This is a genomic window from Pseudomonas sp. A-RE-19, assembly GCF_019956555.1.
Classification (GTDB): domain Bacteria; phylum Pseudomonadota; class Gammaproteobacteria; order Pseudomonadales; family Pseudomonadaceae; genus Aquipseudomonas.
The window spans coordinates 1-23,464 of sequence record NZ_JAHBDQ010000012.1; the positions used below are offsets into that span (position 1 = coordinate 1).

Consider the following 23,464-nt stretch of genomic DNA (forward strand, 5'->3'; position numbering starts at 1 on the left):
GCAGAATCACCAGGCCCATGCTGCGCCAGTAACCGAGGCCCATCGCCGCTGCCGCTTCGTACTGACCTTTAGGGATCGCTTGCAGACCGCCACGTACCACTTCGGCCACATAGGCCGACTGGAACAGGATCACGCCGATCAGCGCCCGCAACAGTTTGTCGAAGTTCATGCCTTCAGGCAGGAACAACGGCAACATCACCGAAGACATGAACAGCACCGTAATCAACGGCACGCCGCGCCAGAACTCGATGAAGGTCACGCAGACCACGCGAATCGCCGGCATGTTCGACCGCCGGCCCAGGGCCAGAACGATACCCAGCGGCAATGCGCCGGCGATACCCACGGTGGCGATCACCAGGGTCAGCATCAAGCCGCCCCACTGGCTGGTCGCCACGGTGGTCAGGCCGAAGAGGCCGCCATGCAGCAGGAAGTAGGCAATGATCGGGTACAGCACCAGAAAGCTCAGCCCGTACACCGCTTTACGCGGGAAGCGCGAGATGAACAACGGCGCAACACCGATAACCGCCAGCCACACGGTCAGGTCCACGCGCCAGCGCAGTTCTGTCGGGTAGTAGCCATACATGAACTGGCCGAAACGCTGCTCGATGAACACCCAGCAGGCACCCGCCTTGGTGCAGTCGGCGCGTGTGGTACCGACCCAATTGGCATCGAGAATCGCCCAGCTCACGAGAGGCGGAACTATCAGGTAAATCAGATAGAACGCGAACAGCGTCAGCAGGGTATTGATCCAGCTGGAGAACATGTGCGCCCGCATCCATGCCACGACACCGATGCTGCTGCTCGGTGGTGGCATGTCGGGTTTGAAAGTATGAGTCGTCATGCGCTCTTCCTTACCGCTCGATCAGCGCAATGCGCTTGTTGTACCAGTTCATCAGCAGGGAAATGCTGATACTGATCGCCAGGTACACGCTCATGGTGATGGCAATGACTTCGATCGCCTGCCCGGTCTGGTTCAACACCGTACCGGCAAACAACGAGACCATTTCCGGATAACCGATACCGGCCGCCAGCGAGGAGTTTTTCGCCAGGTTCAGGTATTGGCTGGTCAGCGGCGGAATGATCACGCGCAGGGCTTGCGGGATGATCACCTTGCGCAGGGTCGGACCGTTACGCAATCCCAACGAGCGGGCCGCTTCGGTCTGGCCGTGGCTGACCGACTTGATGCCCGAACGCACGATCTCGGCGATGAACGCCGCGGTGTACACCGTCAGGGCCAGGGTCAGCGCCAGCAGTTCCGGGATCAGTACCCAGCCACCCACGAAGTTGAAGCCTTGCAGCTTTGGCAATTCCCAGTGCAGCGGTGCGCCGAAGAGCAATGCACACAGTGCCGGGATCACCAGGAACAGCGCCAGGCCGGTCCAGAACTTGTGGAACGGCACGCCGGTCGCTTCGAAGCGCTTGTTGGCCCAGCGGCACATCAGCACGATGGCGACGATGGCCACGACAATGCTGATCATAAACGGCCAGAAACCGTCCGCCATCAACGCTGCCGGCATATTCAGGCCGCGGCTGCTGACAAAGAAGGTGTCGCCGAAGTTATGGCTGGCGCGCGGCCCTGGCATGGTCAGGAAGACCGCGAAGTACCAGAACAGGATTTGCAACAGCGGTGGAATGTTACGAAAGACCTCGACGTAGACGGTCGCCAGCTTGCTGATAATCCAGTTTTGCGACAGCCGTGACACACCGACGATGAAACCGAGGATCGTCGCCAGGATCACGCCGATGAAGGTCACCAGCAGGGTATTGAGCAGGCCGATGACAAACACCCGGGCATAACTGTCCGATTCGGTGTAGTCGATGAGGTGTTGCGCGATGCCGAAACCGGCACTGCGCTCCAGAAAACTGAAACCGGAGGTAATGCCCCGGTGTTGCAGGTTGGTTTGAGTGTTGTTGAACAGGTACCAACCCATTGCAACGACTGCGATAACCGTGATGATCTGAAACAGCCACGCACGCACTCGCGGATCGCTGAGGCTAAGCCTCTGCTTTGGTGCGCCGATTGAATTTTGCATGAAGTGCCCCGCAAATAATGGAACAGAACATCACCCGGTGGTTGGCCCACCGGGTGATAGAACCATCAGCGCACTGGTGGTGCGTATTGAATGCCGCCGTTGGTCCACAGGGCGTTCAAGCCACGGTCGATTTCCAGCGGAGTGCTCTTGCCGAGGTTTTTATCGAAGACTTCGCCGTAGTTACCGACTTGCTTGACGATTTTAACCACCCAGTCTTTCGGCAGTTTCAGATCCTTGCCGTATTCACCGTCGCCACCCAGCAGACGGGCAACGTCCGGGTTCTTGGTCGACTTGGCTTCAGCCTCGACGTTTTTCGACGTGATACCAGCCTCTTCGGCGTTGAGCATCGCGTAGCCAACCCAACGAACGATTGCCAGCCACTCATCGTCGCCGTTACGTACGACCGGCCCCAGAGGTTCTTTGGAGATGGTTTCCGGCAGAACAACGTAATCTTTCGGCGAGGCCAGTTTGCTGCGCTGTGCATACAGCTGGGACTTGTCGGAGGTCAGCACGTCGCAACGACCGGATTCCAGCGACTTGGCGCTTTCATCGGAGGTGTCGAAGGTGATCGGGGTGTACTTCAGGTTGTTGGCACGGAAGTAGTCGGACACGTTCAGCTCGGTGGTGGTACCGGCTTGAATACAGATGGTCGCGCCATCCAGTTCCTTGGCACTCTTCACGCCCAGCTTACTGTTGGCCAGGAAGCCCACGCCGTCGTAATAGGTAATGAAGCCAGGAAACTTCAGGCCCATGCCCGCGTCACGGGAACTGGTCATGGTGGAGTTGCGCGACAGCACGTCGATTTCGCCGGATTGCAGAGCAGTGAAACGCTCCTTGGCATTCAACTGGCTGAATTTGACCTTGGTCGCGTCGCCCAATACTGCAGCAGCCACAGCGCGGCAGAAGTCAGCATCGATACCCACGATCTTGCCGGTAGAGTCCGGAACCGAGAAGCCCGGCAAACCGTCACTCACACCGCACTGTACGAAACCTTTCTTCTGCACTGCATCCAGGGTTGCACCCGCCTGAGCGAACCCGCTGACACCGAGCACTGCGGCTGCAGTCACGATGGCCAGGGTGGATTTCAATAACTTCATTCAAACCTCCAGTTTTGCTCTTGTTGTGTCGGAGCTTGAGCCCTGTCGCACCCTTTTGAGGCGTTGCTGACCCGTGTTGGCTTTTTTTAGGGTCAACCGACGTAAGGACCGTCGCTATGAGTCTAGTAGGAGAAAATCCACATCATGGACAACTCCCTTCTCACCAATCGGCCGAACGGGCGGTAGCCCTTTCACGTTCGCGAAGCCCGTAGCGGCCACAGGCGAACATCCATCACCGGATTCTTTGCTATCCCACGACCAGCCGTACACTGATAGTGTTACCGCCAGGCATGAGATTGGTTGCACAGGCTTCCCTATAGCAAAGCCCGTACCAGACCGCTCGCTAAAGCGATTCAGCGACAGGTCAATAGCAAAACTTTCAGCCTTGCGACATCTTCTTAACTGATCAACCTGTTGCGCACTCGAACCTCGCACTTAAATGAGTACGCATGCACAAATATGGAGCAGCCATGACCGAGCCCTTGATTCTTCAACCCGTCAAGCCCGCAGATGCCTGCGTTATCTGGCTGCACGGGCTGGGCGCCGACCGCTACGACTTTTTGCCGGTGGCCGAAGCGCTACAGGAAAGCCTGCTCACTACCCGTTTCGTTTTGCCCCAGGCCCCGACTCGTGCCGTCACCATTAATGGTGGCTACGAGATGCCAAGCTGGTACGACATATTGGCCATGAGCCCGGCGCGCGCGATCAACCGCGAGCAGCTGGAAGCGTCCGCGCAACGGGTCTTTGACTTGATCGAAGAACAGAAGGCCGGCGGAATAGACGCCTCGCGGATCTTTCTTGCCGGCTTTTCCCAAGGCGGCGCCGTGGTGTTGCACACGGCGTTTCTGAAGTGGCAGGGACCGCTGGGCGGCGTGCTTGCCCTCTCGACTTACGCCCCGACCTTCAGCGATGGACTGGAGCTTTCCGCCAGCCAGCAGCGCATTCCGGTGCTGTCGTTGCACGGCCAGTACGATGACGTGGTTCAAAACTCCATGGGGCGAACCGCTTACGAGTATTTAAAGCAGCGTGGTGTCACCGTGACATGGCAGGAATACCCAATGGGCCACGAAGTGTTACCCGAAGAAATTCGTGACATCGGCGTCTGGCTCGCCGAGCGTTTGCGCTAAAAGCTACCCATTGATCCATCCCACTACGCCGCGCCTGATTCTTGCATTACACTGGCCGGCGTATATTCCTTAACCAATTGATGAGATGACCGTGCTCAAAGCACTCAAGAAAATGTTCGGTAAAAGCGAGACTGAGCAGCTCGCGCCAGTCTCCAGCGCTCCTTCTCATACTCCCAGCCACCGCACCGACGGTAATCAGCCTGGCAGGACCGCCACCATAGCGGCACCGAAACACGAGCCGGTGAACGCACCGACCGCCCCCTCTGCCCCGGCCATTGCCACTGAACAGCCGCGCAGCGAAGCCCCGAAACCAGCCAAACCACGTCGCGAACCCAAGCCCAAGGCGCCGGTTATCCCCTGGAAACTCGAAGACTTCGTCGTTGAACCCCAGGAAGGCAAGACCCGCTTCCACGATTTCAAACTCGCCCCCGAACTGATGCATGCCATTCAGGACCTGGGCTTTCCGTATTGCACGCCAATCCAGGCACAGGTGCTTGGCTTCACCCTTGCGGGCAAAGACGCCATCGGCCGCGCCCAGACCGGCACCGGCAAAACCGCCGCCTTCCTGATTTCGATCATCACTCAGCTGCTGCAAACCCCGCCGCCCAAAGAACGCTACATGGGTGAACCGCGGGCACTGATCATCGCCCCGACCCGGGAACTGGTGGTGCAGATCGCCAAAGACGCAGCCGACCTGACCAAGTACACCGGCCTCAACGTCATGACGTTTGTCGGCGGCATGGACTTCGACAAGCAACTCAAGCACCTCGAAGCCCGTCACTGCGACATTCTCGTGGCCACTCCGGGCCGCTTGCTCGACTTCAACCAGCGCGGTGACGTGCACCTGGACATGGTCGAAGTGATGGTACTGGACGAAGCCGACCGGATGCTCGACATGGGTTTCATCCCGCAAGTGCGTCAGATCATTCGCCAGACTCCGCCGAAGAACGAGCGCCAGACGCTGCTGTTCTCCGCAACCTTCACCGAAGACGTGATGAATCTGGCCAAGCAATGGACCACCGACCCGTCGATCGTCGAGATCGAGTCGCAGAACGTGGCCAGCGAAAACGTCGAGCAACACATCTATGCGGTGGCCGGTGCCGACAAGTACAAACTGCTCTACAACCTGGTCAACGATAACGGCTGGGAGCGGGTGATGGTCTTCGCCAACCGCAAGGACGAAGTGCGGCGCATCGAGGAACGCCTGGTGCGCGATGGCGTCAACGCGGCGCAACTGTCTGGCGATGTGCCGCAGCACAAGCGCATCAAGACCCTGGAAGGTTTCCGCGAAGGCAAGATCCGCGTGCTGGTGGCCACTGATGTTGCCGGCCGCGGCATTCATATCGACGGCATCAGCCACGTGATCAACTTCACCCTGCCGGAAGTCCCGGACGACTACGTGCACCGCATCGGCCGTACCGGCCGTGCTGGCGCCGATGGCGTGTCCATCAGTTTTGCCGGTGAAGACGACTCCTACCAGCTACCGTCCATCGAGGCGCTGCTGGGTCGCAAGATCAGCTGTGAAACGCCACCGACGCATCTGCTGCGAGCGGTTGAGCGCAAGCGCCCGTAACTCGGGCCGTTCAGAAAAAGGCGCAGCCGGAAACGGACTGCGCTTTTTTTTCGTCCGGTTTTTTTCAACAGGCGCTTGCTCGACACAACTAAAAGTCCATAATGGACAAATTAGTTTACTTTCAGCGCCCGGAGCCGACCATGCCCAGCACGCCTTACGTGATCACCCAATCCCAGGCCCGCGAACTGCTGGCGCAAGTCGACGTGCCGCAGATCCTGCGCAAGCTGTTCCGCGACCTGGCCGCCGGGCAAGCCGTGCAGCCGGCGCAACAGTGGGTGGAATTCCCGAAGGGTGCCGGGGACTTCATCAACTACCTGGGTGTGCTGGCCGAAGACGGGGTATATGGCGTCAAGACGTCGCCTTACATCGTGCGCGAGCAAGGCCCGCTGGTGACGGCGTGGACACTGTTGATGTCGATGCAGACTGGCCAGCCGCTGTTGCTTTGTGATGCCGGTGAACTGACCACCGCTCGCACGGCCGCGACCACGGCGGTGGCCGTTGATGCCCTCGCACCGCTGAAGGCGAAACGCCTGGCGATCATCGGCAGTGGCAAAGTGGCCCAGGCGCACCTGCACTACGTCAAGGACCTGCGAGACTGGCAAAGCATCAGCCTCTACTCACCGAGCCTGAGCGGCAAGGACCCCGAAGCGCTGGCACCGCTCAAAAGCCTCGATCCACGGCTGACTCTCGTCGACAGTTGCGAAGCCGCGATCCAGGACGCCGACGTGATCATGCTTTGCACCTCGTCCGCAGGACCGGTGATTGACCCGTCAAATTTGAGCAAACCGGCGCTGATCACCTCCATCAGCACCAACGCCCCGCGCGCCCACGAAGTGCCGCCGCAGAGTCTCCATGACATGCAGGTGTTCTGTGACTATCGTCAGACCACCCCAGGCTCGGCCGGTGAGATGCTGATCGCCGGCGAACAGCATGGCTGGGACAAGGACGCGATTATCGGCGACCTGCCCGACTTGCTCAGCGAAAAAGTGCAGCGCCCCGAGTACGACCGCCCTGTGTTCTTCCGCTCCATCGGCCTGGGCCTGGAAGATATCGCTCTGGCCAATGCCCTTTACCGCCTACAGCACTAACACCACGCCCCTGTAGGAGCTGTCGAGTGAAACGAGGCTGCGATCTTTTGATCTTGCCTTTAAAAGCAAAGTCAAAAGATCGCAGCCTCGTTTCACTCGACAGCTCCTACAGGAGGGCCATCGATAATATTGGCATTGCGCCCTTTCAGGAGACGTTCATGAGCCAGGCAGATTTCATCATCATCGGCGGCGGGATTGCCGGCGCTTCCACCGGTTTCTGGCTGTCGCAGCACGGGCGGGTGATTGTGCTCGAGCGCGAATCCCATCCGGCCTATCACTCCACCGGACGCTCGGCGGCGTTGTACAGCGCCGCCTACGGCACACCCCAGGTTCGGGCATTGACTCAGGCCAGCCGGGATTTCTTCGATGCGCCGCCTGCCGGTTTCTGTGAACACCCGTTGCTGACCCCGCGCGGCGAGATGACCGTCGACTTCACTGGCGACCCGGTCGAGCTGAACAATCAATACCTGAGCGCTAAAGCCACAGTGCCCGAGATGCAACTGCTCAGTGCCGACGAAGCCTGCGCACGCCTGCCGATTCTGCGCCGGGAAAAAGTCCATGGCGCGATTTACGACCCGACCGCCAGTGACATCGATACCGATGCCCTGCATCAGGGCTATCTGCGCGGAATCCGACGCAATAAAGGTGAAGTGCATACCGACAGCGAAGTGCTGAGCCTGACCCGTGATGCCGAAGGGCTGTGGCAGGCTCAAACCCATGGTCAGACTTTCAGGGCCCCGATCATCATCAATGCCGCCGGTGCCTGGGCCGACAAGGTTGGCGAGCTGGCCGGCGCCCGCCCGCTGGGCTTGCAACCCAAACGCCGGGCAGCCTTTATCTTCGCCGGCCCCGAGGGCCTGGATATCCATGACTGGCCAATGCTGGTCAGCCTCGATGAATCCTTCTATATGAAGCCCGACGCCGGCATGTTCCTCGGCTCACCGGCCAACGCCGACCCGGTTGAACCACATGATGTGCAGCCGGAAGAGTTGGACATCGCCATGGGCATTTACCAGATCGAAGAAGCCACCACCCTGACCATCCGCCGCCCGACCCGCACCTGGGCCGGCCTGCGCAGTTTCGTGCGCGACGGGGATTTGCTGTCCGGCTTCGACCAGCACGTGCCGGGGTTGTTCTGGGTTGCTGCGCAAGGCGGCTATGGTATCCAGACCTCTCCGGCCATGGGCCAGGCCAGTGCCGCACTGGTACGCGGTGAAGCCTTGCCCGAACAGCTCAGCCGTTTCGGTCTGGACACTGAGATGCTCTCCCCTGCCCGCCTGGGCTGATCTTCGCCCTCAGGTGACTCGCCCACACGATTGCGGCAAACTTCCAGCGCCCCTTTTTTAACGGGGCGCTGACGCTGCCTGGAGCTCCACTGTATGAACGCACCTGAAAAAGACTCGGCCCTGGACAACGCCTCCATGGATAACTACCGCGCGATTGCCGATGCGATCGCCACGTTGTTCTTTCCTCACGCCGAGGTGGTGCTGCATGACCTGCGCACACAGAAGGTCGATTACATCGCCAACAATCTGTCCAAAAGGGAAATCGGTGACGACTCGTCGCTGGAAGACATGCTCAGCGAAGAGGTCAGCGAACGAAACATCGGGCCCTACGAAAAACTCAACTGGGACGGCCAGAAGATTCGTAGCCTCAGCAGCGTGCTGCGTGACAGCGACGGCCACCCGATGGCGGTGCTGTGCATCAACCTGAATATTTCGCTGTTCGAGAACGCGAAAGCGGCGCTGGATTTGTTCCTGTCGCCGACCAAGCTGATCCCGCAACCGGACTCACTGTTTCGCGATGACTGGCAGGAACGGATCAACACGTTCCTGCACGCCTGGCTGCGCGAGCGTCAGTTGAGCCTGAACGTGCTGACCCGCGACCACAAACGCGAACTGGTGCTGGCGCTGCACGCCGAAGGCGCCTTCAAAGGCAAAAGCGCCTCCAACTATGTGGCCAATGTGCTGAACATGGGGCGGGCGACGGTGTACAAGCATTTGAAGGAATTGAAGGGCTGAGCGCTGAGATGTGTGCTGTCTGCCAAGGCCCCTTCGCGAGCAAGCCCGCTCCCACAATGGACCTGCATGCCGCAAGACTAATGTGGGAGCGAGCCTGCTCGCGATGGCGATCGATCAATCGCCGTAGATGTCGGACTTGAAGTACTTATCTGAAATTTTCTGATATTCGCCACTGGCGCGAATGCCATCGATGGCTGTGTTCAGTTCGCTGACCAACTCGGCGTTGCCCTTGCGCACCGCAATCCCGGCGCCTTCGCCCACGTATTTCGGATCCTTGAGCTCCGGCCCGACAAAGGCGTAACCGGCGCCACGAGGCATCGACAGGAAGTCACTCAACGGGATGGTGTCGGCAAAAATCGCATCGAGGCGACCGGCTGCCAGATCCATGTAGATCTCTTCGTTGTTGCCGTAACGCTTGACGTTAATGCCCTTCGGCTCAAAAACCTCGGTGGCATAACGGTCAGTGGTGGTTGCGCGCTGTACGCCGATAGTCTTGCCCTTGAGGCTGGCGTACTGGTCATCCACTACCGCGCCTTGCTTCATCACCAGACGCGATGAGGTGAAGTAGTACTTGTGGGTGAAATCCACCGACTTCTTACGGTCTTCATTGATGGTCATGGACGACAGCGCCATGTCGATTTTCTTCACTTTCAGCGAAGGAATCAGACCATCGAACTCACCTTCGACCCAGGTGCATTTGACCTTCATCTGCGCGCACAGGGCATTGCCGATGTCGTAGTCGAAACCGACAATTTCGCCTTTGTCGGTTTTGGACGCGAACGGCGGATAGGCCGCTTCAATACCAATGCGCAGGTTTTTCTCGGCGGCAAATAAGCTACTGCACGCCAACAGGCTCAAGGCCAGACCGGTGATGAGGGGGAGTTTCTTCATATTCGTTCTCTCGCGGGTTGTTGTTGGTTTGGCAAGACAGAAGAAAAAACTGAAACGGGGGAAGCGCCGTTTTGTACTTATAATTCCATACTGGACTTTTATGTATTAGTCGTCAATCAGGCGAACAGGGTTGGACTGGCCGATGGTCGGGTGGTGAGTCAGGGAGTTATCGGCTGAAGCGGAAGGCCTCTTCGCGGGCAAGCCTCGCTCCTACAGGTTTTGTGTCGTTCCGCCCCCTGTAGGAGCGAGGCTTGCCCGCGAAGACGTACTCGAAAGCGCTAGAGGAACTACTGCTTCCAGCGATCCGCCGCCGCATGATCGCTGTCGCGCCCTTCCACCCAACGCGGCCCGTCACGGGTGTTTTCCTTTTTCCAGAACGGCGCGCGGGTTTTCAGGTAGTCCATGACAAAGGCACAGGCATCGAATGCTGCCTGTCGGTGAGCGCTGGCGGCGCCGACAAAGACGATCGGTTCGCCCGGTTCCAGAGCGCCGATGCGGTGCAGTACTTCCAGCTTGAGCAGGGGCCAGCGCTGCTCGGCCTCCGTGGCAATCTTGCCCAGGGCTTTTTCGGTCATGCCCGGGTAGTGCTCCAGAAACATCCCGGCGACGTCGAGGCCGTCATTGAAGTCGCGCACGTAACCGACAAAACTCACCACCGCGCCAACGCCCACATTGGCCGCATGCATGGCGTTGACTTCGGCGCCGGGGTCGAACGCTGTGGATTGCACGCGAATCGCCATGGCTCAGCCTCCGGTCACAGTCGGAAAAAACGCCACTTCATCGCCATCGCTCACCGGTTCGTCGAGCTGACAGAGGTCTTCGTTGCGGGCGCACATCAGGTTTTGCTCGCTCAGCACCTCGGCGCCGTCACGCTGGGCCAGCAGCGCGCGTACATCGTCGACCGTGGCGAAATCACCTTCAATCTTCACCGAGTCCACGCCAAGTGCTTCACGGTAGCGGGCGAAAAACTTCACGGTAACGTTCATGGTTGATCCGCCTGAAAATGACCGCTCTTGCCGCCGAGCTTCTCCAGCAGCCGCACACTCTCGATGGTCATGCCGCGATCCACGGCCTTGCACATGTCATAAATGGTCAACGCTGCAACGCTGGCGGCGGTCAGCGCCTCCATCTCGACGCCGGTCTGCCCGGACAACTTGCAGCACGCCACGATGCGCACGGTATCGTCGCCTTCGGCATTGAGTTCGACCTTGACGCCGGTAAGCATCAACGGATGGCACAGAGGAATCAGATCACTGGTTTTTTTCGCCGCCTGGATGCCGGCAATCCGCGCCACAGCGAACACGTCACCCTTGGGATGGCCGCCGCTGACGATCATCTTCAGGGTTTCGGGCAGCATGCGCACCAGCGCTTGGGCCGTCGCCTCACGGAATGTCACGGTTTTTTCGGTGACGTCGACCATATTGGCGCGACCTTGGGAATCGAGATGAGTCAGCACAGGGTTACTCCTGATCAGGAGCACCGATTGTAAACCTGTGGGTCAATTGTCCGCACGTTTGATTATCAGACTACCGTGTACCCCATGTAGGAGCTGCCGAAGGCTGCGATCTTTTGATCTTGCTTTTAATGGCGAAAATCAAAAGATCGCAGCCTTCGGCAGCTCCTACAGAGATTTTCGTCCGGCAGACAAATGGGGATTTCGTCGAGCATAAAAAAACCGGGCGACCATTAGGCCGCCCGGTTTTGCTGAGGGTTACAGATGCGACTCGGCGTATTCGGCCAGAATCGAACGGGGCACCCCTTGCAGGGTGATGTGCACACCGTTGGGGAAGTCCTTGAAGCGCTCGGTCAGATAGGTCAGCCCGGAACTGGTCGCGGACAGGTAAGGGGTGTCGATCTGCGCCAGGTTGCCCAGGCACACCACTTTGGAACCGGCGCCAGCCCGGGTGATGATGGTTTTCATCTGGTGCGGCGTGAGGTTCTGGCATTCATCGATCAGGATCAGGCTCTGCTGGAAGCTGCGACCTCGAATGTAGTTGAGGGATTTGAACTGCAACGGCACTTTGCTGAGGATGTAGTCGACACTGCCATGGGTGTTTTCATCATCCATGTGCAAGGCTTCGAGGTTGTCGGTGATGGCACCCAGCCAAGGCTCCATTTTTTCCGCTTCGGTGCCGGGCAGGAAGCCGATTTCCTGGTCCAGGCCCTGCACGCTACGGGTAGCGATGATGCGTCGGTAGCGTTTGCTGACCATGGTCTGCTCAATGGCCGCCGCCAGGGCCAGGATGGTTTTACCCGAACCGGCAGCACCCGACAGATTGACCAGGTGGATATCCGGATCGAGCAAGGCGTACAACGCCAGGCTCTGATAGATGTCACGCGGTTTCAGGCCCCAGGCTTCCTGGTGCAACAGGGGTTCCTGATGCAGGTCGAGAATCAGTAGTTTGTCTTGCGCGATCTCCTTGATCCAGCCGACAAAACCCTGTTCGTCGATGATGAACTCGTTGATGTGCACGGCCGGCAGGTTGTCGGTCAGTTGCACCTGATGCCAGGTTCGGCCGTGATCCTGACGGGTTTCGACTTTGCTCACACGGTCCCAGAACGACCCCGTCATGTTGTGGTAACCGTTGGGCAGCAGCGACACGTCATCGACCAGTTGGTCAGTGCTGTAATCCTCGGCCGCAATCCCGCAGGCCCGAGCCTTGAGGCGCATGTTGATGTCTTTTGTGACCAGCACCACGGGCAGTTTTGCATCGCGCGCGCGCAGGTCGATCAACTGGTTGATGATGATGTTGTCGTTCAGATGCTCGGGCAGAATGATGTTCGGCTCGGCACGCTTGCTCATCAGAATTGACAGCAAGCCCTTGGGCCCACTCTTGCCACGCTGGATCGGTACGCCGAGTTCGACATCTTCGGGGCTGGCTTCGCCCAGGGTCTTGTCGATCAGGCGAATCGCCTGGCGGCATTCCGCGGCAACGCTGTGATGCCCGCTCTTGAGCTTGTCCAGCTCTTCAAGCACGGTCATCGGGATGGCGACGTGGTGTTCTTCGAAATTAAGCAGGGCGTTTGGATCGTGAATCAATACGTTGGTATCGAGTACATAAAGGATTGGCTGGTTGGAAGAAGAGCTACGTCCGTGATCATCCATACTCGGTCACCTTTGTGGGAGCCAGTCGACGCAATACCATGACAGTGCTGCGCCTCGAAGTGGCCACCGAATTCACCTGCGAGGATTCAAGTGAACTGCGAACAAGTAGGGTCTTGGAAGACGCCACCTGTGTTGCAGGTTTCGGCGGTCTGTCTTCGTAATACTCCAAAACATGTGACAGAAAAAAGCACTTTGACGTTTTTTTGAAGTTTATTTTTCAGAATGACCAATAGCACTTGGCGGACTGCCACTACCCCGTTAAAGTCGGAAGTCCGCCTGCATCGAAATCCCTCCAAAAACTTCCCCAGCCCCAATGATTCCGGGCTTTTATCGTTTCAGCGAAACGCGTCCCGACAGTCTTCCCAACCGATCCCGCTTTGCGCCGTTTGCGTGACGAGCCAGGGCATCGCCGTTTTCACGCCATCCTGCTTGACGTTGAAGTTGATCACCCCGTGCCGCCACAGCAGCATCAGGGTCAACACCCGCTGTGCACTCTGGTTGCCCTTGAGCTTGCCGGCGCCATCCTGGGCATCGATATCCCATAACGCCACCTGCAAACCCTGAGACTTGAAGAAGCCTTCAGCGTCGGACCGACGCTGGCCATCGGGCGGGCGGAACAGCGGCACGTAATTCTCCGGCAATTTGCTTTTGACCAGCTCGATGCTGCGCCGCACCGAATCCTGCCAGTCTTGCCAGTGGCTGTGGGAGCGGAACTCCCAGCCTTGCACGCCAACGCACTGCTGCGAATAGGTCGCTTGCAGGCTGGCCACCGAACGTTCGGCCAGACGGGCCTGGATGTCCTTGCCGAGGACGAAGAAGGTCGCGCTCATGTTCGACTTGCGCAGGGACTCCGTGACCCAGGCCGTGTTATCTGGCGCGGCATTGGCGCCACTGTCGAACGTCAGCAGGAACAGGCGATCATTCATGGCATCGCCGTTGCGCTCATAGTCGCCAAAACGATCGACTTCGCTGCTGGTCTGCGGAAACAGCGCGGCTTTGCGCAACTGCTCGTCCAGGTACTGGGTGTGGAAGAGCCGGCTCGGCTCGGCCCACTTGATGTAGTAGCTGTCGTCGCTGACCTGAAACTTGGCCGCTTGCTCACGCAAGGTGGCCATGTCTTCGACCAGAAAACAGAAGGAAGCATCCTGATCGCAGCTCTGCTGGGCGAAGTTGTAGCTGGTCAGCAAACGCTGCCACATGCGCTGGCGCAGCTGGTTGACCGACTCCAGGTTGAGGGTTCGCAGGCCCAGGTGTTGAGCCAGGCTCGCTTGATCCAGCGATTCACTGGCCAGCAAAACGCGAGCGAACATGAGGATTTCGGCCCGCGAGGCAACGTCAAACAGCGTCGGGTTGCTGAGCTGTTCAGGCCAGGTGCTGCGATCCAGTGTCGCCACATCGCCCGGCGCCGCCATGGCACCAAAGCTCAATAGCCACGTGGCGAATAGAAAAACGATACGCAATGGGATGTCTCCATAACAAAACCCGCGCGGCACTATAGCCGATCGCGTTCAAATTCCTGCGCCGATCTCCTGTAGGAGCGAGGCTTGCCCGCGAAGGCGGTGTATCAGTTACCGATGATGCCGACTGATACACCGCCTTCGCGGGCAAGCCTCGCTCCTACAGGTTGTGTACACCACCGATCACCTATGGACTTGATAGCTGGAGTCAACACAGACAACCCCCTAGAATCGCCCCCACGATTAAAGGAGACGACTTCATGCTGATGGTGATTTCCCCCGCCAAGACCCTCGATTACGAAACACCGCCGGCGACCCAGCGCTTCACTCAGCCGCAATACCTCGACCACTCCCAGGAACTGATCCTGCAACTGCGTGACCTCACGCCGGCGCAAATCAGCGAGCTGATGCATGTCTCCGACAAGATCGGCGGCCTCAATGCCGCGCGGTTCGGCAGCTGGACTCCGGCCTTCACCCCTGCCAACGCCAAGCAGGCGTTGCTGGCATTCAAGGGCGATGTGTACACCGGTCTGAACGCACAAACTTTCAGCGAAGCCGACTTCGATTACGCCCAACAGCACCTGCGCATGCTCTCTGGCCTGTACGGCCTGCTGCGCCCACTGGACTTGATGCAGCCTTATCGGCTGGAGATGGGTACCAAACTGACCAATGCTCGAGGCAAAGACCTGTATGCCTTCTGGGGTACGCGGATCAGTGAATGGCTGAACGAAGCCTTGGCCGATCAAGGCGATGATGTGTTGCTGAACCTGGCCTCCAACGAGTACTTCTCGGCGGTCAAACGCAATGCCTTGAACGCGCGCATCATCAATACCGAATTCAAGGACCTGAAGAACGGCCAATACAAAATCATCAGCTTCTACGCGAAAAAAGCCCGGGGGATGATGAGCCGCTTCGTCATTGAAGAGCGCATCAACGACCCGGTCGCCCTTAAGCAATTCGACGTTCAGGGTTATCGCTACAGCGCCGAGCAGTCTAAACCGGACAATCTGGTGTTCCTGCGCGATCACGCACCGGAGTAAATACACCTGCACTCATTCAGCGCACGACATCGATGACTGAGTCGTGCGCCGCTTCTTTTATCCCCAAAAATTTCCCACCCTTTCGCCGCTTTATTGGCGCCAAAAAACCATCAGTTCATTTTCTAACTTTAGTTTCACTCGACATTGATCATTTTTTTCAGTAGTGGCACCGAAAAATTTTATCCGTAGTGGCAAAAAAGTACCCAATGCAGTAATTACCCCATATATAAAGGGCCAAACGGCAAGTGCTATCAATATGAAAGCAGTGCCATCTTTTTCAATATTTCAAGAAATTTCAGAATTCGCGATGGGTGGACTGGAACTATGTCCAAATGCGCCGCTCATACCACCGGTAACGATTCTCTCGGCGATTGTGCGAGATAACTTACACAGACAAGATGATCCATGTAGCCAAGTTGTCATACTTAATTGGGCTTACTGATCCCTTATTTGGGCAACACATGAAGGACAGGAGATAACGCACCATTACTATCCCCTACAAGGCCACGGCTGCGCCCCTATAAACGTGCTCACCCGAGCACCCAACCGCTTGATTTACTGGCTTTCGGGCCTGGCATCGAGCGCGCAAGACCTTTGCACGAATGTCTTCTGAATAGAGGATCGGCTGCATAACAGGGCAAGTCATAACAATAAGGCCTGGTTGCGCACATCTTGAGTGCACTTATTTAGACACTCGGAACTTAGTATGCCTGCACACGGCATTGTGGCGACTTTAAGTCGCACTTCCGAGTGCACTATGACCGCTGAACACCATTAACTCCGGCCATGTAATGGCTTGATAAACACAGAGGTAATTGCGATGCGCATCAGCATATTTGGTTTGGGTTACGTCGGCGCAGTATGTGCCGGTTGCCTGTCTGCACGGGGCCATGACGTCGTTGGCGTCGATGTTGCCAAAGACAAAATCGATATGATCAACGCCGGCAAATCGCCGATCGTTGAACCGGGTCTGGGCGAACTTCTGCAGAAGGGTATCGAGACGGGCAAATTGCGCGGCACGACGAACTTCGCCGAGGCGATTCGCGACACCGACCTGTCGATGATCTGCGTCGGTACGCCGAGCAAGAAAAACGGCGACCTGGAACTGAACTACATCGAAGCCGTGTGCCGCGAGATCGGTTTTGTCCTGCGTGACAAGACCACCCGCCACACCATCGTGGTTCGCAGCACCGTACTGCCGGGCACCGTGGCTAACGTGGTGATCCCGATCCTCGAAGACTGCTCCGGCAAGAAAGCCGGCGTCGACTTCGGCGTGGCGGTCAACCCTGAGTTCCTGCGTGAAAGCACCGCGATCGCCGACTACGACCTGCCGCCGATGACCGTTATCGGTGAGTTCGACAAGGCCTCGGGCGACGTTCTGCAGTCGCTGTACGAAGAGCTCGACGCGCCGATCATCCGCAAGGACATCGCCGTTGCCGAGATGATCAAGTACACCTGCAACGTGTGGCACGCCACCAAGGTGACCTTCGCCAACGAGATCGGCAACATCGCCAAGGCCGTCGGCGTCGACGGTCGCGAAGTGATGGAAGTGGTCTGCCAGGACAAGACACTGAACCTGTCCCAGTACTACATGCGCCCAGGCTTCGCATTCGGCGGCTCCTGCCTGCCGAAAGACGTCCGCGCGCTGACCTACCGTGCCGGTTCGCTGGACGTGGAAGCACCGTTGCTCAACTCGCTGATGCGCAGTAACGAGTCCCAGGTGCAGAACGCGTTCGACATCGTCTCCAGCCACGACAAACGCAAAGTCGCCCTGCTGGGTCTGAGCTTCAAGGCCGGCACCGACGACCTGCGCGAAAGCCCGCTGGTTGATCTGGCGGAAATGCTGATCGGCAAGGGCTACGACCTGAGCATCTACGACAGCAACGTCGAATATGCCCGCGTCCACGGCGCGAACAAGGATTACATCGAGTCAAAGATCCCTCACGTCTCGTCCTTGCTCAACTCCGACTTCGACGACGTGATCAACAGCGCCGACGTGATCATCCTCGGCAACCGTGACGAGAAATTCCGCGCCCTGGCGCAGGAAGCTCCACACGGCAAGCAAGTGGTCGATCTGGTCGGCTTCATGTCCAAAGCCACCAGCGTGAGTGGCCGGACTGAAGGCATCTGCTGGTAACACACAGCCCCCTGTAGGAGCCAGGCTTGCCGGAGAACCAGACGACGTGATGTGTCAGGTACGCCGCCTTCGCGGGCAAGCCTCGCTCCTACAGTCCGATGAGATCAACTTGGCTTTTTTGCCTGCCTTAACCCCATCGGGCCACCCCACAGGCTCGCCCGAGATCGAGACGGATGCAGATTATGCACAGGCTAAAGCACGGCCTACTTCAGGCCGCCGGTTGGCTGTTTTACCTAAGTTTACTGATGGGCATCGCCCTGGCGTTGCCTCCGTCCACGTTCGACTCCGAGTCGAAGGACTTCATCTTCCTGATCGGTATCGTCGGTATCTGGCGCTACTCGATGGGTGCCACGCACTTTCTGCGCGGCATGCTGTTTCTGTACGTGGTCTACCCGCACCTGCGGCGCAAAGTGCGCAAGCTGGGTAAAGCGGCAGACCCGTCCCATGTGTTTCTGATGGTCACCAGTTTCCGTATCGACGCGCTGACCACCGCTCAGGTCTACAGCTCGGTGATCCGCGAGGCCATCGACTGCGGCCTGCCGACCACCGTGGTGTGCTCCATCGTGGAAATGTCCGATGAGCTGCTGGTCAAGAGCCTCTGGAAACGCATGAACCCACCGTCACGGGTCAAGCTCGACTTCGTGCGCATTCCCGGCACCGGCAAGCGCGATGGCCTGGCCTATGGTTTCCGCGCCATCTCGCGCCACCTGCCGGACGACCGCGCCGTGGTTGCCGTGATCGATGGCGACACCGTGCTGGCCGAAGGCGTCGTGCTCAAGACCGTGCCGTGGTTCCAGCTGTTCGGCAATGTCGGCGGCCTGACCACCAACGAGTTCTGCGAAGTGCGCGGCGGCTACATCATGAGCGAATGGCACAAACTGCGATTCGCCCAGCGCCACATCAACATGTGCTCCATGGCCCTGTCCAAGCGCGTGCTGACCATGACTGGCCGGATGTCGGTATTCCGCGCCACCGTGGTGACCGACCCGGACTTCATCGCCGACGTGGAAAGCGACTCGCTGCAACACTGGCGCCTGGGTCGTTTCAAGTTCCTGACCGGTGACGACAAGTCGAGCTGGTTCAGCCTGATGCGCCTGGGCTACGACACGTTCTATGTGCCGGATGCCGCGATCCATACCGTGGAACACCCGCCGGAAAAGAGCTTCATCAAGGCCAGTCGCAAACTGATGTTCCGCTGGTACGGCAACAACCTGCGGCAGAACTCCCGCGCCCTGGGCCTGGGCCTGAAACGTCTCGGTCTGTTCACCTCGGTGGTGCTGTTCGATCAGCGCGTGTCGATGTGGACCTCCTTGCTGGGCCTGACCGTGGCGCTCATCGCCACCTTCAAGTACGGCACTGCGTTCATCCTGGTTTACCTGCTGTGGATCGGCATTACCCGCCTGATCCTGACCGTGCTGCTGTCCTGCTCCGGTCACCGGATCGGCCCGGCTTACCCGGCGATTCTTTATTACAACCAGATCGTCGGTGCGCTGGTGAAGATCTACGTGTTCTTCCGCCTGGACCAACAATCCTGGACCCGCCAGGACACCAAATTGACCCGTGATCTCGCCAGCTTTCAACGTTGGTTCAACACCTGGTCGTCTCGGACCATGACCTTCTCCGCCGGCAGCATTTTTGTCGCCGTGCTGCTGATGATGGTCTGACCGAACTCGCCTGAATTAACTAGGAAATCGCCCATATGAATACCGCCGTCAACTCCAACGTAGTGCATGAATCCGAAGCCCAGCGCCAACACGCCCGTGTGAAAATCCCGGCCAAGCTGCGTTTCTTCGGTCCTGACCGGACCCCGATCGAAGCCCGGGTCATCGACCTTTCCGCGGGTGGCCTGGCGTTCAACGCCGGTCAGCTGCCGCTGAAGGTCGGTGATGTGCACAAGGCCCGCCTGCAATTCGTCATCGACAACCTCGGCCTGGCCATGGACGTGGAATTGCAAATCCGCTCCGTCGATCGCCAGACCGGTCGCACCGGTTGCCAGTTCCAGAACCTGGAACCCCGGGACATTTCCACCCTGCGCCACCTGATCACCTCGCACCTGGCCGGCGACATCGTCAGCGTCGGTGAAATGCTCGCGACCCTGCAGCGCGACAACTTCACCAAGGCACGCAAGGTCAAGGACGGCGGCCACGGCATGACGCCGTTCGCCCGTCTGAAAGCGGTGACCTTCAGCGCCGGTATCTTCGTGATCGGCCTGGTGGCGTTCGGTTTCATTTTCAAATCGGTGTACGGCATGTACTTCGTCAGCCACGCCCAGGCCGGTCTGGTCAGCGTGCAAGGCATGAACATCACCATGCCCCGCGACGGCACCGTGCAGAGCCTGATCAAGTCTGACGGCGTTGCCGCCAAAGGCGCACCGCTGGCGACCTTCAGCACCAGCATGCTCGACGTGCTCAAGGGCCATCTGGACGAAGACCAACTGCAACCGTCCAAGGTTGAAGAACTGTTCGGCAAGCAAATGACCGGCACCCTGACGTCGCCGTGCGATTGCACCGTGGCCCAGCAACTGGTGGCTAACGGTCAATACGCCAGCAAAGGCGACGTGATCTTCCAACTGGTGCCGCGCAACACCGAAGCCAACGTTGAAGCCCGCTTCTCCTATCGCCAGTTCGGCGATGTGCGTCCAGGCACTTCGGTCAGCTTCCAGATCGCCGGCGAAGAGCAAACCCGTACCGGCAAGATTGTCAGCAGCACGAGCCTGAAAAGCGCCGACCTGTCGTCCGACATTCGCGTGCTGATCAAACCTGACGAGCCACTGGACAGCGCCCTCGCCGGCCGCCCAGCGGAAGTGAACAGCACCCGTGGCCCGAACCTGAACTGGCTGATCAACAAAGCCATGGCCGCCGGTCTTTAAGTCGAGGACATGCCTGTGATGACTCCACATTTCCTCAGAACACCGCACACCCTGTGGGAGCGAGCCTGCTCGCGATGGGATCAGCGCGGTCTGTCTGATGCACCGAGCCGCCTGCATCGCGAGCAAGCCCGCTCCCACATGGGATCACTGTGTGCCGTTGCATTGGCCGTGAGCCTGGCCGGTTGCGCCGGCCTGCCCGACCAGCGTCTGGCCAATGAAGCCCTCAAGCGCGGCGACACCACGGTGGCGGCGCAGAACTACCAGCAACTGGCAGACCTGGGCTACAGCGAAGCCCAGGTCGGCCTGGCCGATCTTCAGGTCGACAGCCGCGACCCGGAGCAGATCAAAAAGGCCGAGGCGACTTACCGCGCCGCGGCCAGCGTCTCGCCACGGGCTCAGGCTCGCCTGGGTCGCTTGCTGGTGGCCAAACCCGGCGCCACCGAAGCCGAACACCACGAAGCCGAAGCGCTGTTGAAGAAAGCTTCGGCCAATGGTGAACGCAACATCCTGATCCCGTTGGCGATGCTGTACCTGCAGTTCCCTCACAGCTTTCCGAACATCGACGCACAGAAGCAGATCAGCCAATGGCGCGCCGAAGGCAAACCGGAAGCGGGTCTGGCCCAGGTGCTGCTCTACCGCACCCAAGGCACTTACGACCAGCATCTGAATGATGTGGAAAAAATCTGCAAAGCGGAGTTGAACACCACCGACATCTGCTACGTCGAACTGGCCACGGTCTATCAGAAACGCGGCCAGCCGGAACAACAGGCCGAGCTGATCAAGCAGATGCAGGCCGCTCACAGCCGCGGCACGGTTTCCGCGCAGCGAGTGGACAGCGTGGCCCGCGTACTGGGCGATGCAAGCCTGGGCAAGACCGACGAGAAAACCGCTCAGTCGCTGCTCGAAGGTATCGCCCCTGGCTATCCGGCGTCCTGGGTCAGCCTGGCACAACTGCTCTACGACTTCCCTGAACTGGGCGACGTCGACACCATGATGAAGTACCTGGACAACGGCCGCGCCGCCGACCAACCGCGTGCCGAACTGTTGCTGGGCAAGCTCTACTACGAAGGCAAAATGGTGCCGGTCGACGCCAAGGTCGCCGAAGAGCACTTCCAGAAAGCCGTCGGCAGGGAAGTCGCCGCCGATTACTACCTCGGCCAGATTTACCGTCGCGGTTACCTGGGCAAGGTCTATCCGCAGAAAGCCCTGGATCACCTGCTGACCGCTGCGCGCAACGGCCAGAACAGCGCCGATTTCGCCATCGCCCAACTGTTCTCCCAAGGCAAGGGCACACGGCCCGACCCGGTTAATGCTTACGTCTTCAGCCAATTGGCCAAGGCTCAAGACACCCCGCAAGCCAATGAGCTTGCGCAAACAATCGAAGCGCAACTGCCGCCTGACCGGCTGGCCGAGGCCCAACGCCTGCTCAAACAAGAGCAAGCCATGCGTAGCACCGTGAGTCCGGACACGCTGGAACTGCACGCCCTGCAAGAAGAAGACGGCGAGGAATCCCTATGAAACTCAATCCATTCGTGCAGGCCGGTATTGGCCTGACATTCGCCCTGCTGTGGTCGTGCCCGACCCTGGCGGCCCTGACCGAAGACAAGAACTTCGGCCTCGAAGTCAAAGTTACCGGCCAGTCCGAAGACGACCGTGACCTGGGCACTGCCAGCGGCGGCGACGTTAACGGCGTCGGCCTCGACCTGCGCCCATGGGTATATGGCGAAAGCGGCGCGTGGAGCGCCTACGCCATGGGCCAGGCCGTGACGTCCACCGACATCATCGAAACGGACACCCTGCAACAGTCCGACAACAGCGGTACCCAGACCACCGACAACGGTGATCGCAAAACCAAGAAAAACTACCTGGCGATGCGCGAATTCTGGGTCGGCTACAGCGGCCTTACGCCCTACCCTGGCGAGATGCTCAAGTTCGGTCGCCAACGCCTGCGCAACGACGACGGCCAATGGCGCGACACCAACATCGAAGCCCTCAACTGGACCTTCGACACCACCCTGTTGCGCGCCAACGTCGGTATCGCCGAACGCTTCAGCGAATACCGCACCGACTTGAAAGAACTGTCGCCCAAGGACAAGGATCGCCTGCACACCTACGCCGATGCGGCGTATCAGTGGTCGCCGGGTAACTGGGTCGGCATTCGCGGTCATCACACCCACGATGACGGCAAGCTCGACTACCCGGAGCCAGGCGTGGCCGGCGATACCCTGGATAAAAAACAGAACGGCGACATCAGCTGGCTCGGCCTGACCGCCGACAGCGATGCCTACAACTGGCGCAACACCAACACCGTCAATTACTGGGGCAGCATCACCGGCATGAGCGGCGACACCGATACGGTCAACCCGCTGAACGCCGATGGCACGCGCCCGGCAGAAGCCAAGCGTGGCGAAGACCTGAACGGTTGGGCCACCGACGTGGGTGTGCGCCTGCGCCTCGATCCGCAGTGGCAAGTCGGTGCAGCCTATGCCCGCGCCAGCGCCGAGTACGAACAGAACGGCCTGGAAAGCAACCGCTCGAACTACACCGGTACGCGCTCACGTGTTCACCGTTTCGGCGAAGCCTTCCGTGGCGAAATGAACAACATGCAGACCGCTACCCTGTTCGGCTCGTGGATGCTCAACGACGAATACGACGCCAGTGTGATCTACCACAAGTTCTGGCGCGTCGACGGCAACAAGCCAGTGGGCAGCAACGGCATCAACGCCGTCGAGAACAACACCGACGACGCGACCGGCGCAATCCTCTCCAGCACTTCCCTGCCGCTGGAAGATGGCAACAAGGACCTCGGTCAGGAAATGGACGTGGTGGTCACCAAGTACTTCAAGCAAGGCCTGCTGCCGGCGGCGTTGAGCCAGTCGATCGATGAGCCTTCGGCGCTGGTGCGGTTCCGTGGCGGTGTGTTCAAGCCCGGCGATGCGTACGGCAAAGAAGTCGACTCGTACATGCACCGTGCGTTTATCGACGTGATCTGGCGCTTCTGATGCAAACCGCGAAGGGAGTGCCC

20 protein-coding genes are annotated in these 23,464 nt (G+C 59.1%); 11 read left to right on the plus strand and 9 right to left on the minus strand.

From position 1 onward, the window contains the following. The 3 genes from KGB14_RS09805 to KGB14_RS09815 all read right to left on the minus strand — a co-directional run. Window positions 1–841 (minus strand): amino acid ABC transporter permease (locus KGB14_RS09805; RefSeq protein ID WP_223486067.1); only part of this gene is annotated, 841 nt, incomplete at its 3' end. Between the two features lie 10 nt (window positions 842–851). Then, window positions 852–2,033, minus strand: coding sequence for an amino acid ABC transporter permease (locus KGB14_RS09810; RefSeq protein WP_223486069.1), 1,182 nt, complete (start codon window positions 2,031–2,033; stop codon window positions 852–854). Between the two features lie 65 nt (window positions 2,034–2,098). Beyond that, window positions 2,099–3,130, minus strand: coding sequence for an amino acid ABC transporter substrate-binding protein (locus tag KGB14_RS09815; RefSeq protein ID WP_223486071.1), 1,032 nt, complete (start codon window positions 3,128–3,130; stop codon window positions 2,099–2,101). Between the two features lie 470 nt (window positions 3,131–3,600). Here KGB14_RS09815 and KGB14_RS09820 point away from each other — a divergent pair, with 470 nt between their 5' ends. The 5 genes from KGB14_RS09820 (at window position 3,601) to KGB14_RS09840 (ending at window position 8,939) form a co-directional block, all read left to right on the plus strand. Then, on the plus strand, window positions 3,601–4,257 hold the full coding sequence (locus KGB14_RS09820; RefSeq protein WP_223486073.1) for an alpha/beta hydrolase: 657 nt from the start codon (window positions 3,601–3,603) through the stop codon (window positions 4,255–4,257). An 85-nt stretch (window positions 4,258–4,342) separates the two neighbouring features. Further along, window positions 4,343–5,830 carry an ATP-dependent RNA helicase RhlB gene (gene rhlB / locus KGB14_RS09825; RefSeq protein ID WP_223486075.1) on the plus strand — a complete coding sequence of 496 codons (1,488 nt, stop codon included), beginning with the start codon at window positions 4,343–4,345 and terminating at the stop codon, window positions 5,828–5,830. Window positions 5,831–5,970: 140 nt separating this feature from the next. Further along, on the plus strand, window positions 5,971–6,918 hold the full coding sequence (locus KGB14_RS09830) for an ornithine cyclodeaminase family protein (protein ID WP_223486305.1): 948 nt from the start codon (window positions 5,971–5,973) through the stop codon (window positions 6,916–6,918). A gap of 158 nt (window positions 6,919–7,076) precedes the next feature. Continuing rightward, window positions 7,077–8,204, plus strand: a complete 1,128-nt coding sequence (locus KGB14_RS09835; protein ID WP_223486077.1) for an NAD(P)/FAD-dependent oxidoreductase — start codon at window positions 7,077–7,079, stop codon at window positions 8,202–8,204. 93 nt (window positions 8,205–8,297) lie between these two features. Beyond that, window positions 8,298–8,939 (plus strand): transcriptional regulator, encoded by a 642-nt coding sequence (locus KGB14_RS09840; RefSeq protein ID WP_223486079.1) that lies wholly within the window; start codon window positions 8,298–8,300, stop codon window positions 8,937–8,939. 114 nt (window positions 8,940–9,053) lie between these two features. On the opposite strand, the gene KGB14_RS09845 is transcribed toward KGB14_RS09840, so the two are convergent. From KGB14_RS09845 to KGB14_RS09870, 6 genes are all read right to left on the minus strand, one after another. Continuing rightward, window positions 9,054–9,830 (minus strand): ABC transporter substrate-binding protein, encoded by a 777-nt coding sequence (locus KGB14_RS09845; RefSeq protein ID WP_223486081.1) that lies wholly within the window; start codon window positions 9,828–9,830, stop codon window positions 9,054–9,056. 287 nt (window positions 9,831–10,117) lie between these two features. Then, window positions 10,118–10,570, minus strand: coding sequence for a molybdopterin synthase catalytic subunit MoaE (gene moaE, locus KGB14_RS09850; protein ID WP_223486083.1), 453 nt, complete (start codon window positions 10,568–10,570; stop codon window positions 10,118–10,120). Window positions 10,571–10,573: 3 nt separating this feature from the next. Further along, window positions 10,574–10,816, minus strand: coding sequence for a molybdopterin converting factor subunit 1 (moaD, locus tag KGB14_RS09855; protein WP_223486085.1), 243 nt, complete (start codon window positions 10,814–10,816; stop codon window positions 10,574–10,576). After that, window positions 10,813–11,286 carry a cyclic pyranopterin monophosphate synthase MoaC gene (moaC, locus tag KGB14_RS09860; RefSeq protein WP_223486087.1) on the minus strand — a complete coding sequence of 158 codons (474 nt, stop codon included), beginning with the start codon at window positions 11,284–11,286 and terminating at the stop codon, window positions 10,813–10,815. The genes moaD and moaC overlap by 4 nt, the downstream gene beginning before the upstream one ends. 255 nt (window positions 11,287–11,541) lie before the next feature. Next, entirely contained in the window at window positions 11,542–12,936 is a 1,395-nt protein-coding gene (locus KGB14_RS09865; RefSeq protein ID WP_223486089.1) for a PhoH family protein, read from the minus strand. Window positions 12,937–13,271: 335 nt separating this feature from the next. Further along, on the minus strand, window positions 13,272–14,396 hold the full coding sequence (locus KGB14_RS09870; RefSeq protein WP_223486091.1) for a polysaccharide deacetylase family protein: 1,125 nt from the start codon (window positions 14,394–14,396) through the stop codon (window positions 13,272–13,274). 257 nt (window positions 14,397–14,653) lie between these two features. On the opposite strand from KGB14_RS09870, the gene yaaA reads away from it, so the two are divergent. The 6 genes from yaaA to KGB14_RS09900 all read left to right on the plus strand — a co-directional run bounded on the left by yaaA (window position 14,654) and on the right by KGB14_RS09900 (window position 23,441). After that, a complete protein-coding gene (gene yaaA, locus KGB14_RS09875) occupies window positions 14,654–15,433 on the plus strand; it encodes a peroxide stress protein YaaA (protein ID WP_223486093.1) in 780 nt (259 codons plus the stop codon). Window positions 15,434–16,253: 820 nt separating this feature from the next. Next, window positions 16,254–17,570 carry a nucleotide sugar dehydrogenase gene (locus KGB14_RS09880; protein WP_223486095.1) on the plus strand — a complete coding sequence of 439 codons (1,317 nt, stop codon included), beginning with the start codon at window positions 16,254–16,256 and terminating at the stop codon, window positions 17,568–17,570. A gap of 182 nt (window positions 17,571–17,752) precedes the next feature. Next, window positions 17,753–19,234: a mannuronan synthase gene (alg8, locus tag KGB14_RS09885; RefSeq protein ID WP_411740780.1), complete on the plus strand. Its 1,482-nt coding sequence runs from the start codon at window positions 17,753–17,755 to the stop codon at window positions 19,232–19,234. A gap of 35 nt (window positions 19,235–19,269) precedes the next feature. Then, entirely contained in the window at window positions 19,270–20,439 is a 1,170-nt protein-coding gene (locus KGB14_RS09890) for an alginate biosynthesis protein Alg44 (RefSeq protein WP_223486097.1), read from the plus strand. Window positions 20,440–20,448: 9 nt separating this feature from the next. Beyond that, window positions 20,449–21,957, plus strand: coding sequence for an alginate biosynthesis TPR repeat lipoprotein AlgK (gene algK / locus KGB14_RS09895; RefSeq protein ID WP_317851024.1), 1,509 nt, complete (start codon window positions 20,449–20,451; stop codon window positions 21,955–21,957). Continuing rightward, window positions 21,954–23,441: an alginate export family protein gene (locus KGB14_RS09900; protein ID WP_223486099.1), complete on the plus strand. Its 1,488-nt coding sequence runs from the start codon at window positions 21,954–21,956 to the stop codon at window positions 23,439–23,441. Before algK ends, KGB14_RS09900 begins: the two co-directional genes overlap by 4 nt. The last annotated feature ends 23 nt before the right edge of the window (window positions 23,442–23,464 follow it).